The organism is Arthrobacter sp. FW306-1B-F12A (genome assembly GCF_058781865.1).
Genome location: NZ_JBYSXD010000062.1, coordinates 11,958 through 24,752, shown reverse-complemented (window position 1 = coordinate 24,752; position 12,795 = coordinate 11,958). Strand labels below are relative to the sequence as shown.

At 63.6% G+C, this 12,795-nt stretch carries 12 protein-coding genes and 1 pseudogene; 4 read left to right on the top strand and 9 right to left on the bottom strand.

What is annotated here, in order from left to right; translation table 11 throughout:
- Positions 1 to 666 (top strand): annotated as a pseudogene (locus AC3WJU_RS20555) (DUF3417 domain-containing protein); the annotation flags it as partial.
- Positions 667 to 701: 35 nt separating this feature from the next.
- Here the strand turns inward: AC3WJU_RS20555 and AC3WJU_RS20550 are convergent.
- Positions 702 to 1,061 (bottom strand): barstar family protein, encoded by a 360-nt coding sequence (locus AC3WJU_RS20550; RefSeq protein WP_306962720.1) that lies wholly within the window; start codon positions 1,059 to 1,061, stop codon positions 702 to 704.
- Positions 1,062 to 1,066: 5 nt separating this feature from the next.
- Positions 1,067 to 3,175: a glycogen debranching protein GlgX gene (gene glgX, locus AC3WJU_RS20545; RefSeq protein ID WP_306962718.1), complete on the bottom strand. Its 2,109-nt coding sequence runs from the start codon at positions 3,173 to 3,175 to the stop codon at positions 1,067 to 1,069.
- Positions 3,176 to 3,457: 282 nt separating this feature from the next.
- Between glgX and AC3WJU_RS20540 the strand changes: the two genes are divergently transcribed.
- Positions 3,458 to 4,270, top strand: coding sequence for a carbon-nitrogen hydrolase family protein (locus AC3WJU_RS20540; protein ID WP_492260710.1), 813 nt, complete (start codon positions 3,458 to 3,460; stop codon positions 4,268 to 4,270).
- 172 nt (positions 4,271 to 4,442) lie between these two features.
- Here the strand turns inward: AC3WJU_RS20540 and rlmB are convergent, their stop codons facing one another.
- From rlmB to AC3WJU_RS20515, 5 genes are all read right to left on the bottom strand, one after another.
- Positions 4,443 to 5,438 carry a 23S rRNA (guanosine(2251)-2'-O)-methyltransferase RlmB gene (gene rlmB, locus AC3WJU_RS20535; protein WP_284753371.1) on the bottom strand — a complete coding sequence of 332 codons (996 nt, stop codon included), beginning with the start codon at positions 5,436 to 5,438 and terminating at the stop codon, positions 4,443 to 4,445.
- A 79-nt stretch (positions 5,439 to 5,517) separates the two neighbouring features.
- The gene (cysS, locus tag AC3WJU_RS20530; protein WP_306962714.1) at positions 5,518 to 6,981 is read right to left on the bottom strand and encodes a cysteine--tRNA ligase; all 1,464 of its coding nucleotides are present in this window, start codon (positions 6,979 to 6,981) and stop codon (positions 5,518 to 5,520) included.
- Positions 6,982 to 7,049: 68 nt separating this feature from the next.
- On the bottom strand, positions 7,050 to 7,583 hold the full coding sequence (gene ispF, locus AC3WJU_RS20525) for a 2-C-methyl-D-erythritol 2,4-cyclodiphosphate synthase (RefSeq protein WP_492260709.1): 534 nt from the start codon (positions 7,581 to 7,583) through the stop codon (positions 7,050 to 7,052).
- Positions 7,583 to 8,365 (bottom strand): 2-C-methyl-D-erythritol 4-phosphate cytidylyltransferase, encoded by a 783-nt coding sequence (gene ispD, locus AC3WJU_RS20520; RefSeq protein ID WP_284988798.1) that lies wholly within the window; start codon positions 8,363 to 8,365, stop codon positions 7,583 to 7,585. The genes ispF and ispD overlap by 1 nt, the downstream gene beginning before the upstream one ends.
- Positions 8,366 to 8,542: 177 nt before the next feature.
- Positions 8,543 to 9,025 (bottom strand): CarD family transcriptional regulator, encoded by a 483-nt coding sequence (locus tag AC3WJU_RS20515; protein ID WP_011690592.1) that lies wholly within the window; start codon positions 9,023 to 9,025, stop codon positions 8,543 to 8,545.
- 295 nt (positions 9,026 to 9,320) lie between these two features.
- On the opposite strand from AC3WJU_RS20515, the gene AC3WJU_RS20510 reads away from it, so the two are divergent.
- Entirely contained in the window at positions 9,321 to 9,893 is a 573-nt protein-coding gene (locus AC3WJU_RS20510; protein WP_284988816.1) for a hypothetical protein, read from the top strand.
- Positions 9,894 to 10,003: 110 nt separating this feature from the next.
- On the opposite strand, the gene AC3WJU_RS20505 is transcribed toward AC3WJU_RS20510, so the two are convergent.
- Both AC3WJU_RS20505 and AC3WJU_RS20500 read right to left on the bottom strand, forming a co-directional pair.
- On the bottom strand, positions 10,004 to 10,684 hold the full coding sequence (locus AC3WJU_RS20505; protein ID WP_059388662.1) for a winged helix-turn-helix domain-containing protein: 681 nt from the start codon (positions 10,682 to 10,684) through the stop codon (positions 10,004 to 10,006).
- A complete protein-coding gene (locus AC3WJU_RS20500) occupies positions 10,681 to 11,886 on the bottom strand; it encodes a sensor histidine kinase (protein WP_284988815.1) in 1,206 nt (401 codons plus the stop codon). Before AC3WJU_RS20500 ends, AC3WJU_RS20505 begins: the two co-directional genes overlap by 4 nt.
- A gap of 206 nt (positions 11,887 to 12,092) precedes the next feature.
- On the opposite strand from AC3WJU_RS20500, the gene phoU reads away from it, so the two are divergent.
- Positions 12,093 to 12,746, top strand: coding sequence for a phosphate signaling complex protein PhoU (gene phoU, locus AC3WJU_RS20495; protein ID WP_284753411.1), 654 nt, complete (start codon positions 12,093 to 12,095; stop codon positions 12,744 to 12,746).
- The last annotated feature ends 49 nt before the right edge of the window (positions 12,747 to 12,795 follow it).

Below are 12,795 nucleotides of genomic sequence, written 5' to 3'. Positions count from 1 at the left end.
GAACGCGATGACATCGAAGCGGCCGCGCTCTACGAGCTCCTGGAAACCCAGGTGGCCCCGCGCTTCTACGGCTCCACCGTCTCCGCGGAAGCCGGCGCGGCCGGGCCCTCGCAGTCCGGCCCGGAAGCCGTGCCGACACACTGGGTCTCGATGATCAAGCACACCCTGGCCCACCTCGGCCCCGCCGTCTCGGCCGACCGCATGCTCCAGGACTACGTCAACACCCTCTACCGCCCCGCAGCCGAGTCGGGACGGCGCGCCGTGGCCGGCTCGTTCAAGGAAGCGAAGGAACTCGCGGCCTGGACCACCAAGGTCCGCACCGCCTGGCCACAGCTGATCGTGGAACACGTCGATTCCATCGGCGTCTCCGAGGAGCCCCAGATCGGCGACACCCTCCAGGTCAACGCCTACATCGCCCTCCATACGCTGACACCGGACGATGTGAGCGTCGAGGTGGCCTATGGGCGGGCCGAAGAAAGCGATGAGCTGGAGGACATCACCGTGGCCGAACTGAGCTCGTTCGAGGACCTTGGCAACGGGCGCCACCTGTTCACCGGGTCCATCCTGATCAACCGCTCCGGGTCCTTCGGCTACACCGTCCGGGTCTTCCCGAAACACCCCTCCCTGGCCTCCAAGGCCGAACTGGGGCTGATCGTCAACGCGTAGCGGCTAACCGGGCGGGCCCTGCCCGCCCGGTCGCGCTACTGCTGGAAGACCGCTATGACAGCGAGGTCGCGCCCGGAGTAGAACTCGGCGTCCTGGAGGATTTCGCAGACCAACCCGAAGGACCGGTCCGTTCGGTAGACGGCAGGGACCTGCCAAATCAGGGTGACGGGTGGTTGCTCGTCCTCGGACACACTGTCTGCGAAATCGTGGAGTGAATCGTTGAGCGCATCCAGGTCCACGCCGTCGTACTCGGGGAAATCGAGCACCTGGCCGAACACTTCCAGGACGGCCTCCTTGTTTGCGGCCGGCGGCACCATCACGGTCCGGCGGCCGGCGTCGGACACTTGTTCCTGTAGTTCTTCGAGTGTCCACGTGTCTGCGGAATAGATTTTCATGGTTCCTAGGTGCGGTAGACGTTGATGGTGTTGCCTTGGACGACTTCCCGTTCGCCTGCCGCGACCAGCGCGCCCTGCCTGCGGTCATTGAGCTCGGACGTCGTCAGTCTTAGTTCGAACATCCGGCTGCCGGCACCGGATTCGGCGACCAGTTTGGGCAGGACGACCTTCTGATCGTCTTTGTTCCCGTTGATCACGAGCAAGCCGCGGTAGGCGCCGCCCTCCGAGCTCACCAGGAGTTGCACAACCCGCAGGGAAGGATCGTGCCAACGGGCCGCCGTCATGGGCTGGCCTTCCTCATCAAACCAGTCCAGGCCCGTCCCCTTGTCCGGGAAGCCCGCGTCCTGGGCCTGCATGAACTCCTTGCGGAGCCGGATCACCCGTTTGGTGCTCCGCAGCATGTCGTGCGATTCGGGTGTCTGGGTCCAGTCGATCCACGTCAGGGGGTTGTCCTGGCAATAGGCGTTGTTGTTTCCCTGCTGTGTGCGCCCAAGCTCGTCGCCGGCGGTGATCATGGGCACGCCGATGGAGATCATCAACGTAGTCATGAGGTTCCGTTTCGAAAGGGCACGGGCCGCGAGAATCCTCTCGTTCTCCGTTCGTCCTTCGAATCCGTGGTTGTAGCTGCGGTTGTCGCTGTGGCCATCGCGGTTTTGTTCGCCGTTGGCCTCGTTGTGCTTGCGGTCGTAGGACACCAAGTCGGCAAGCGTGAAACCGTCGTGGGCGGTGATGAAGTTGAGGGAGGCGAGCCTTGAGCGCCCAGAGGGTTCAAAGACCCGGGCGGAGCCAGTCAAGGCGTCCGCCAAGACCCCCACGTTTCCCCCGGACATCCCGGCGTCGGCAGCGCCCCGGTCAGAGAGCCAGAAGCGGCGCACGCCGTCGCGGAAGTGATCGTTCCAGTCCACCCATCCCTTGGGGAACCGCCCTGTCTGCCAGCCACCGTAGCCCACATCCCACGGCTCGGAAATGAGCTTGGTCTTGGAGATCACCGGGTCCTCCGCGATGCGCTTCAGGAAAGGATGTTCAGGATCGAACTCGTTGCCCGCATTGCGGCACAGGGTCACGGCAAGGTCGAAACGGAAGCCATCGATGTGGAATTCTTCCGCCCAATAGCGCAGCGATTCAATGGCCAGATCCACTACCCTCGGTTCCGCAAAATTGAGGGTGTTGCCGCAGCCCGTCGTGTCGAGGTAGCGGCCGTGGGCATCGTGGCGGTAATACCGCTGCTCGCCGAGGCCCCTGAAACTGAGGGTGTCGCCGTCGGGGCCGCCTTCCGCCGTGTGGTTGTAGACGACGTCGAGGATCACTTCGATCCCGGCGGCATGCAGGAGCTTCACCATGCCTTTGAATTCATCCTGGACGGCGTGGGGCCCGGCCTGCTGGGCTGCCTGCGTGGCGTAGTCCGAGTGGGGCGCAAAGAAGGCTGCTGTGTTGTAGCCCCAATAATTGGTGAGGCCCAAGTACTGCAGGTGCTGCTCGTCGATGTGGAAGTGGATGGGAAGCAATTGGACAGCCGTGACTCCCAATGAGTGGAAGTGCTCGATCATGGCGGGGTGGGCCATGCCCGCGTAGGTGCCGCGGAGGTGCTCGGGGATATCCGGATGCAGCATGCTTTGGCCGCGGACGTGTGCCTCGTAGACAATAGTCTCCCGCCACGGCGTGCGCAGCGGACGGTCGTCGCCCCAATCGAAAGCCGAGTCCATCCGTACGGAGGTCAGCAGTTCTCCGCGCTGGTGCACCGCCCGACCGTAGGGATCCAGCAAGAGCTGCTCGGCGTCGTCGGCGTCAAAGTCCGGAGCAGGCACAGATAGTGGAAGTGTGTCCTCGTGGACTGCTGCCCGGAAGCCGTACCGGGTGCCGAGCGGAAGCCCGTCCACGATCCCGTGGTGCACGCCGTCCTCGAGTTTGGGCAGCGTGTGGACTTTCCAGGAGTCCCCCGGGGCCTTGTAGGCGATTTCGACTCGAGTGAGTCCGGGGGCCCATACAGCGACGTTGACCCGGTCCGGCGAGGAGGTGTCGCGGTCGGATTTCCCGGGCAGCGGAACACTGAGCCCGAGCGGCGACGGCCGCGAGGCGTCCACTGTAGATGCTGTGTCAAAAATCGGCATAACCATTAGTTGAGAGTTTAGTCTCCAGGGCCAATTCTCCCTTGCCCACGGCCCATATGACAGTGCCCGCATCCTCCGGTCGGACCCAAACCGACGGCCCCCGGGAGCGCAAACAAGCTGCTCACCTGCTGAAACGTCATCTCCCCCGGCCCGTTGCGCTTTTCGTGAAACCGGTCGTTGGAGCGGATTGTGTCGGTTGCGCGGAAGACGCCCGCGCGCACGCGGATGAGTTCGTATCCTCGGCACGGTCGTTGCATACTTTGGCTATACACCAATGTGGAGGTAATCGTGCGAATCGCTCTTGCTCAACTCATCAGCGGCCGCGAGCTGGCAGACAACCTGATCCTGTTGGAAGACTACGCGCGCCGGGCCAAGGAGGGCGGCGCCGAGCTCGTGGTGTTCCCGGAAGCGACCATGCGGGCGTTCGGAAATTCCCTGCTCGACATCGCCGAGCCCCTGGACGGGCCATGGGCCAGCCGGGTGCGGAAGATCGCCCAGGATCTTGGGATCGTGATCGTGGCCGGAATGTTCACCCCTGGAGTGGCCTCCGACGGCAGCAGCAACGGCAAGGTCCGGAACACCCTGATCGCCACCGGGCCCGGAGTGGACACCAGCTATGACAAGATCCACCTTTTCGACGCGTTCGGCTTTGCGGAATCCGACACCGTCGACGCCGGCACCGATCCGGTGACGTTCGACGCCGGTGGCCTCACCTTTGGCCTGGCCACGTGCTACGACATCCGATTCCCGGCGCTCTTCACGGCCAATGCCGAGCGCGGAGCCGATGTGAATATCGTGTCCGCTTCCTGGGGAGCCGGACCGGGGAAGGCGGAGCAGTGGAAGCTGCTCGCGCGGGCCCGGGCTCTCGACACCACGACCTTCGTTCTGGCGTGCGGTCAGGGCGATCCAGTGACCCAGGGCCGTGAACCCAAAGGTGCGGCACCCACCGGAGTGGGGCACTCCGTCGTCGTGTCCCCCTTGGGAAACGTGTTGGAAGAGCTCGACGCCGAACCCGGCCTCTTGTTCGCGGAACTGGACGCCGCCGTCGTCGAGGACGCGCGGGTCAAGCTCCCGGTCCTGGCGAACCGCCGCGATTTCTGAAGGTAACGGCAACCCTCGCTCACATCTGGCGTCAAAAACAAGGACGCTCGCTCACATCTGGCGGTAAATAGACGGACGCCCGCTCACCTAAGTGAGCGGGCGTCCGTCGGAAACACCACATAAGTGAGCGAGCGTCAGTATTTGGCCGGCGGCTGGGCCGCCACCCAATCGGCTACTTGGCCGCGCGCTGCCTTGAGACTTCGTACAGGGAGATGCCCACTGCCATAGAGGCGTTGAGCGATTCCATGGCGGAGTCGATCGGGATGGAGATGATCTGGTCGCAGTTTTCACGGACCAGGCGGCTGAGGCCCTTGCCCTCGGAACCCACAACAATGCACACGGGATCGGTGGCCAAGGAGAGATCCGGCAGCGAGACATCGCCGTCGCCGTCCAGGCCCAACACGAAGATACCCATCTGCTTGAACTGCTTGAGGGCGTTGTTCAGGTTGGACGCCCGGGCCACGGGAACGCGGACCGCCGCGCCTGCGCTGGTCTTCCAAGCCGAAGCGGTGACACCGACGGAGCGGCGCTCGGGGACAATCACGCCGTGGCCGCTGAAGGCGGAAACGGAGCGGATGATGGCGCCCAGGTTGCGGGGGTCGGTGATGCCGTCGAGCGCAACGAAGAGGGGCGCGTTGGGGATGTACCCTTTCTTCCATTTGGCGACCGTCTCTTCGGCGAGGTCGTAGGCGTCCTGGTATTCGTACGGCGGGATCTGCAGCACGAGGCCCTGGTGGACAGCGTCTTCGGTCATGCGGTCAAGCTCGGGCTTACCGGTTTCCAGCAGCGGGATGCCGCGTTCGGCAGCGAGTTTGAGGGATTCCTTGACGCGGTCGTCCATCTCGATCCGGATGGCAACGTGCAGTGCCTTCGCGGGGATTCCGGCGCGAAGTGCCTCCACCACGGAATTGCGTCCGGTGACCACTTCCTCGGTAGCGCGGCCCTTGGGGCCCGAGCGGGCGCCCGGGTTGGAGCGGCTGGCGCCTCCGGCCGCACGCTTGGCTGCGGAGCGTTCAGCAAGCTGCTTGCTCTTGTACGCCTTGTGGTACTCGCGGTCCTCAGCCTTGGGGGTCGGACCCCGGCCTTCGAGGGCCTTTCGACCGTGGCCACCGGTTCCGGTGGTGGGGCCCTTCTTGCTCTTGACAGCCCGGCGACCGTTGTTGGCCATGAATTCCACCCTTGATTGTGTTGAGTACGTCTGCAATCAAGTCTACTGAATCAACTTAAATCGGGACGACGGCCCTTTCTCAGTCCCGTTTGAGGCTCCAGCTGGCGCCGTCGGCGCCATCCTCGACGGCGATACCGGCTGCCGCGAGAGTGTCCCGGATCGCGTCGGAAGCCGCCCAATCCTTGTTGGCCCGCGCGTCGGCCCGCGCCTGCAACTGGGCTTCCACAAGGACCTCAAGGGCCTGGGCGGTCTCGGAATTCTCCTGGACCTCGCCGCGTACATCGTTCAGTCCGAGCACAGTGGTCATGGCCATCACGGCCTGGAGCGCCTGCCGGGCTCCCGCGTCGTCCCCGGACGCCAGCGCCGTGTTTCCGGCACGGACAGTCTCGTGCAGGGCGCCAAGGGCCTGCGGGACGTTGAGATCGTCATCCATGGCAGCAGCGAAGGCATCCGGCACGGGACTCGACTCAGGGTGGGCGGCGAACTCGCCACCGAACTTCTTGGAGGCTTTCGCAATAAAACCGTAGATACGCTCCACGGCAGCTGCAGCCTCCTGAAGCGAGGTGGGCCGGTAGTCCAGGATGGAGCGGTACTGCGCCTGGCCGAGGTAGTACCGGACAACGCGCGGACTCGCGAGTTCGAGCATCTCCTCGGGGCTCACGGTGTTGCCCACCGACTTGGACATCTTTTCGCCCTCATACGTGACCATGCCGTTGTGCAGCCAGAAGTTGGCGAACTCGTCGCCCGCAGCCTGCGATTGTGCCATCTCGTTCTCGTGGTGCGGGAAGCGGAGGTCCAATCCGCCGCCGTGGATGTCGAACTGCTGGCCCAAGTACTTCGTAGCCATGGCGGAGCATTCAAGATGCCAACCCGGCCGGCCGGTTCCCCACGGCGAAACCCAGCTCGCCGTCGTCGGCTCCCCGTCCTTGTAACCCTTCCACAGCGCGAAGTCCCGCGGGTCGCGCTTCCTGTTGCTGAATTGCGGCTCGACGTCGGCGGCGCCCTGCATATCGTCGATGTTCTGGCGGGTCAGCGAGCCGTACTTGCTCCAGGAGCGGACGTCGAAGTAGACGTCGCCGGAGTCGTCCAGCGCAGGGTAGGCGTGGCCGCGGTCGATGAGCCTTTGAATGAGGGCGTGCATCTCCGGGATATGGCCGGTGGCGCGCGGTTCGTACGTGGGGCGGGAAACGCCCAGGACGTCGTAGGCCTGCTCGAATTCCTGCTCGTAGCGGTAGGCCAGAGCCCACCATTCTTCCTCTGCCTTGGCTGTTGGTTCCTCGGCCCAGTCCGGCCCGAATGACTGCGCCGACTTGGCGAGGATCTTGTCGTCGATGTCTGTGACGTTGCGGACAACGGTGACACGCAGGCCGCGATATTCAAGCCAGCGGGTCAACTGGTCAAAGGCGATCGCGGAACGGACATGTCCCACGTGCGGCATCCCCTGCACCGTGGCACCGCAGTAGTAGACGCTGGCCTTGCCGGCTTCAAGGGGAACGAAGTCGCGGACTTCGGCGGATGCGGTGTCGTAAAAGCGCAGGGTCACCGCTCCAGATTAGCGGATGCGGACCATCAGGCTTCGTTGGGCGCCATCCGTCCCTGTTTAGGCGCGATTTAGGCGCTATCGCCTTTGTGCGCTCCCGGCACGGCGTACACGAGTGCCGTGGCGACGGCGGAAATGCCCTCGCCACGCCCCGTGAAACCCAAGCCATCGCTGGTGGTTGCCGTGACGCTGACGGAAGCTCCAGCGGCGGCGCTGAGGACACGCTGCGATTCTTCACGCCGCGGCCCGAACTTTGGCCTGTTGGCAACGAACTGCACTGCCACGTTCCCGATTTCGAAACCGGCGGCACGGACGATCCTGGCAGCCTCCCCCAAGAGTTTCACCCCGGACGCACCCGCGAGTTCGGGACGGTCCGTGCCGAAATGCGTGCCCAGATCACCGATGCCGCACGCCGAGAAGAGCGCGTCCGCAGCCGCATGGGCGACGCAATCGCCGTCGGAATGCCCCGAAAGTCCGCGCTCCCCCTCCCAAAACAGCCCGCCGAGCCATAGCGGCTGCGGATCGTTGTCAGGTGCGTAGGCGTGCACGTCTACCCCGATGCCGGTGCGCGGCAGGATCGTCGTTACGTTCTGCGAGCCTTCCATCAGCCTTCCACCCAGCGGACTCCGAGCGGCCCTTCCAGCAGGCCTTCGGCAATGATGAGGTCCAGCGGCGTGGTGATCTTCAACGACTGGCTGGCGCCCCGGACCGCGTGCACGGGCACGCCCAGGAGCTCGACGAGCATGGCGTCGTCCGTGACTGCCGCCGACTGCTCGTCGTCGAACGTCGCGGCTGCCGCGTGGGCGCGCAGCAAAGTTTCATAGTCGAATCCCTGCGGAGTCTGCACGGCGCGCAGTTGTTCTCGCGGGGCGGTGCCCGTGACGATCTCGGGCGCGATTCCGGCGTCGTCCCCGTCCGTTTCCGCAACCATCTTGACGGTGTCCACCACCGGAATAGCGGGGATGACCGCTTTGGCGCCCGACGAGAGCGCAACGGCTACGCGGTGGAAGACCCGGTCGGGAGTCAAGGCACGCGCGGCGTCGTGAACCAGCACAGCGCGGGTTCCCTCAAGGACCGCCCCAAGGGCCGCCCGGACCGAAGCGGCCCGGGTGGATCCGCCGTCGACCACGGTGATCAGCGGACCGTCAGCGCCCAGCTCTTGGCGGAATTGTTCACAAAGCTCGCGCATTTCCAGATCGCCTGCGGGGACTGCCACGCAGATCTGGCGGGCAACATCGGCGGTCGCGACGCCGCGAAGGGCATGGGTCAGGATCGTTTCGCCGCCCAGCGGCACTTTCGCCTTGGGCATGCCGTAGCCAAGCCGCTCACCGGAGCCTGCCGCAACGACGACGACGGCGGTGGCCTCGCGCTGGGATGGTGTAGTCATGCGCCCAAGCCTACGTGGTGCCCACCGGCCCAACTAGCTAGCACTAGGTGTCGTTTTGGTCGCCCAGAACGACACCTACTGCGAGTTGGTTGGGCTGCGGCGCTGGGAGTTCAGCTTTCGGGCAAAAGGAAACCCCGGCAGCAGGTTGCTACCGGGGTTCAAATCTTTGAATCTCTGTTAGGAAGCCAGAACTTCGTCGAGAACGCTTGCGGCCTTCTCTTCGTCGGTCTTCTCAGCCAATGCCAGTTCTGAAATCAGAATCTGACGAGCCTTGGCCAGCATTCGCTTCTCACCTGCGGAAAGGCCGCGATCGTGATCACGGCGCCAAAGATCGCGGACGACCTCTGCAACCTTGATGACGTCGCCGGAAGCAAGCTTCTCCAGGTTTGCCTTGTAGCGACGGGACCAGTTGGTGGGCTCTTCAGTGAACTCGGCGCGGAGAACGTCGAATACGTGCTCCAAGCCTTCCTTGCCCACTACGTCGCGGACCCCAACAAGGTCTACGTTTTCTGCTGGAACTTCAATGGTCAGATCACCCTGAGCCACCTTGAGCTTGAGATACATTTTCTCTTCGCCCTTGATAGTGCGCATCTTGATTTCTTCAATTTTTGCTGCACCGTGGTGAGGGTAAACTACTGTCTCGCCGACCTCAAAAACCATGTGGACTTTCCCCTTTCCCGCAGACCAGTTTATCACGCTTAAGGCATACGATTGGCACGGAAAGGGGTCCTGAGCCCAGTAAATACGCGGAAAATGGCCTTTTCGACCCTCCGGCACCCTCTTGACGGGAGGGCATAAAAGTGCATTGGACGCAGCGTTCCGGATGACCCTACTCCTTCTGGAGGGCCGCCACAATGGTGATCGGAATCCTTGTTCCTGCTAGTTTGCCGATAGGCTATGGCTGAAAAGTGTTCCAATGACTCTTAGAGGAGTACGTGTCGTGCGCATTACTGCGATGAACCGTGTCCAGCGCGGCAAACTGGCGATGGCGGCGGCCGCCATCAGCATCGGTCTCTTGTCCGTGACCGGCTGTGGCTATATCAACCCCCAGCAGACCAACGAGCAGTACTCTCCGTCTGATGGCGTCAGGGATGACCTCGGTTCGCTTCAGCTGCGCAACATGCTCATCGTCGCCACGGACGCCAACAAGCCGGGACGCGTCATTGGTGCCGTGTTCAACACTTCCTCGAGCGATGCAACCCTGACCATCAGTGGCGCAGGCGGCTCACAGGCGACTATTCCGGTCAAGGCCAAGTCCCAGACCTACCTCAACGAGAACACCGACCCCGCGATTCTGAGCACAAGCGGCGGAGCCCCGGGTTCCATGGTTTCCGTGACCATCAAGACCGGCTCCGATTCCCGCACCGTGCAGTTCCCGGTCCTGGATGCTTCGTTGAAGGAATACTCGAAGTACCTCCCCACGGTTTCCGCTTCTCCGAGCCCCTCAGTCAGCGGTTCCGCCACCCCGAGCAGCAGTGCGACCTCGGGCACCAGCGCGACGCCGAGCGCAAGCGCAACCGGCCACTAGGCTGCCAGCGGCCTGCGGCCTGCGCCGCTAGGGTCGGCAACAAGCTGGATCCACGAAGACAAAAAGGAAGGGCTCCCACGAGGGGAGCCCTTCCTTTTTGCTGTAGGTTCCTACGGCTCGAACTTGTAGCCCAGGCCCCGAACCGTCACCAGGTAGCGGGGAACAGAGGGGTCCGGCTCGATCTTGCTGCGCAAGCGCTTCACGTGGACATCCAGGGTCTTGGTATCGCCCACGTAGTCCGAGCCCCAGACGCGGTCGATCAGCTGCCCGCGGGTGAGCACCCGGCCTGAATTGCGAAGGAGCATCTCAAGGAGTTCGAATTCCTTCAGCGGAAGCGACACCTGTTCGCCGTTGACGCTCACTACGTGCCGCTCAATGTCCATCCGCACCGGGCCGGCCTGGACGGTGGACGTGATGAGTTCCTCCGGTTCGCCTTGGCGGCGCAGCACGGCACGCACGCGCGCCACGAGTTCCCTCGAGGAGTACGGCTTGGTGACGTAGTCGTCCGCGCCGAGCTCCAGGCCAACCACCTTGTCTATTTCCGAGTCCTTGGCCGTCAGCATGATGACCGGGACACTGGAACGCTGGCGCAGTTGCCTGCAGACCTCAGTGCCAGGGGTCCCCGGAAGCTGCAAGTCCAGCAGCACCAAGTCGGCCCCGTTCCGGTCGAACTCCACTAAGGCGTCACTGCCGTTGTCCACAACCTGGACATCGAAGCCTTCCTTGCCCAATAGGTAGGACAGAGGGTCGCTGAAGGACTCCTCGTCCTCCACGATCAGAATCCTGCTCAAGCGCCAGCTCCTTGCTCTAGGGCGCGTACGGCGCCCGTCGTTTGAATCACGCTTCGGGGCTTCGCCCCGGCGTCGTCGTCCTCCTGGCCTTCCATTTCCGGAAGGCGGATGGTGAAAGTAGAACCTTGGCCTGGCTGGGACCAGACGGTGACCTCGCCGCCGTGGTTGGACACCACATGCTTGACGATGCTCAGTCCCAGGCCTGTTCCCCCGGTCTGCCGGGACCTCGCCGCATCCACACGGTAGAAGCGTTCGAAGATGCGTTCCTGGTCCTCCGGGCTGAGACCCTCGCCCTGGTCCGTGACGGAAATGGCCACCACGCCTTCTTTGGCGCGGACCCCCACTCCCACGCGGGTGTTCTCCGGCGAATAACGGATGGCGTTGTCGATCAGGTTCCGCAAGGCGGTCACCAACAGGTCCTGGTCGCCGAAAACCATCGTTTCCGTGCGGCCTCCGACGACGATCTTGATGTTCTTGAGCTCGGCCGGGAGCTGCGAGCGGTCCACGGCCTCGGAAATCACCGTATTGATGTCCACGGCGTGCCCTTGCTGTGCCACATTGGCACCTTGAAGCCGGGACAGCTCAATGATGTCCTGAACCAGCGCGGCCAGCCGTGTCGATTCCTTGTGCATGCGCTTCGCGAAGCGGCGCACGGCTTCTTCGTCGTCCGGGCTCGCCTCAAGCGCTTCCGCAAGCAGGGAGATGGCGCCCACCGGCGTCTTGAGTTCATGCGAGACGTTCGCCACGAAGTCGTTGCGGATCTCTTCGGTACGGGTGATTTCGGTACGGTCATCGGCCAGCAGGACGATATATTCCCATCCGAGCATGGCTGCCCGCACCTGGACCACAATGGTTCCCTTGCCCAATGGACCGCGGGGCAACTCGTAAGTCTCCTCGAGGATCACGCCGTCGCGCCGCACCTTTGCGGTCATGTCCAGCAACTGCTTGTGCACCACTGTGTGGCCCCGCACGAGGCCGTACGCATAGGCCGCGGGACTGGCCCGGACCACGCCGTCGATCGCGTCCACGACGACGAAAGCGCGCCCGACGACCGACAGCACCTCCGCTGCTCCCTCCGGAAGAAGCGGCTCGGTGACGTCCAGGTCCACGATCTTCCGCTGCCGTTCACTGAGCCTGAACGCGAGCACGCCAAAGACGCCGCACGACAGGCCGACTAGACCTGCGATGACACCGATGAGCACTGGATCCACGGATCTAGCTTATGCGCTCAAAACACTGCAAAATATGGAACGGTCACCAAACCGCCCCGATTCAGCTAACGTTCACCTAAAGGTGCGCAATCGTTCATTGACCACTGCCACTCTTACTAGTTGGACCGTAGTTAGCTGTGATGATTTCCGCGCCGTCAGAGGGGTGCGGAGGAGATTTCCAAGGAGAGGACGCCACCGTGCGCAAGGTTTTTCAGGAGGAGCTCATCCAGGTCGGTGAGGACCTCATCGAGATCTCAAAGCTGGTCACTGAGGCGATCCAGAACGCGACCACCGCCTTCGAAGGCGCCGACGTCGATCTTGCCCAGGATGTCATTGCCGCCGACGCGCGGATCGACTTCCTGCAGAACGGCCTCGACGAGCGCGCCATCGACATCCTGGCCCTCCAGGGCCCTGTGGCAAGCGATCTCCGGATGATCGTCGGCTCCCTGCGGATGAGCGCATCCCTGGAGCGCATGGGTGACCTCGCCCGGCACGTGGCCCAGCTGGCCCGTTTGCGCTACCCGGCCACGGTCATCCCCGAGCAGCTGACGGCGACATTCAAGGACATGGCGCGCCTCGACCTCGAAATCATCCAGAAGGTGACGCTGCTCCTGGAGTCCCGCGACCTCGAAGTTGCCCGCGACATCCTCAAGCTCAACATCCGCGTGGACGATCTGCACTTGAGCGTCTTCAGGGCAATCGCTGATCCTGCCTGGGCCGAGACTGCAGCCACCACGGTGGATGTGGCCCTCGCCAGCCGCTACTTCGAGCGTTTCGCCGACCACGGCGTCTCCGTTGCCCGCAAGGTGACCTACCTGGTCACCGGTGAATGGCAGCCTGAAGGCTTCTAGCCAGTCTTAGCAAACAACGACGGCGGCCGGCCCACCTCGCAAGGTGGGC

Bases quoted from the DNA above. Each gene is read 5' to 3' on its own strand.
- AC3WJU_RS20550 (WP_306962720.1), bottom strand. From the start codon at position 1,061: ATGAAAATCTATTCCGCAGACACGTGGACACTCGAAGAACTACAGGAA.
- glgX (WP_306962718.1), bottom strand. From the start codon at position 3,175: ATGGTTATGCCGATTTTTGACACAGCATCTACAGTGGACGCCTCGCGG.
- rlmB (WP_284753371.1), bottom strand. From the start codon at position 5,438: ATGGCCAACAACGGTCGCCGGGCTGTCAAGAGCAAGAAGGGCCCCACC.
- ispF (WP_492260709.1), bottom strand. From the start codon at position 7,583: ATGGAAGGCTCGCAGAACGTAACGACGATCCTGCCGCGCACCGGCATC.
- ispD (WP_284988798.1), bottom strand. From the start codon at position 8,365: ATGACTACACCATCCCAGCGCGAGGCCACCGCCGTCGTCGTCGTTGCG.
- AC3WJU_RS20515 (WP_011690592.1), bottom strand. From the start codon at position 9,025: ATGGTTTTTGAGGTCGGCGAGACAGTAGTTTACCCTCACCACGGTGCA.
- AC3WJU_RS20510 (WP_284988816.1), top strand. From the start codon at position 9,321: ATGAACCGTGTCCAGCGCGGCAAACTGGCGATGGCGGCGGCCGCCATC.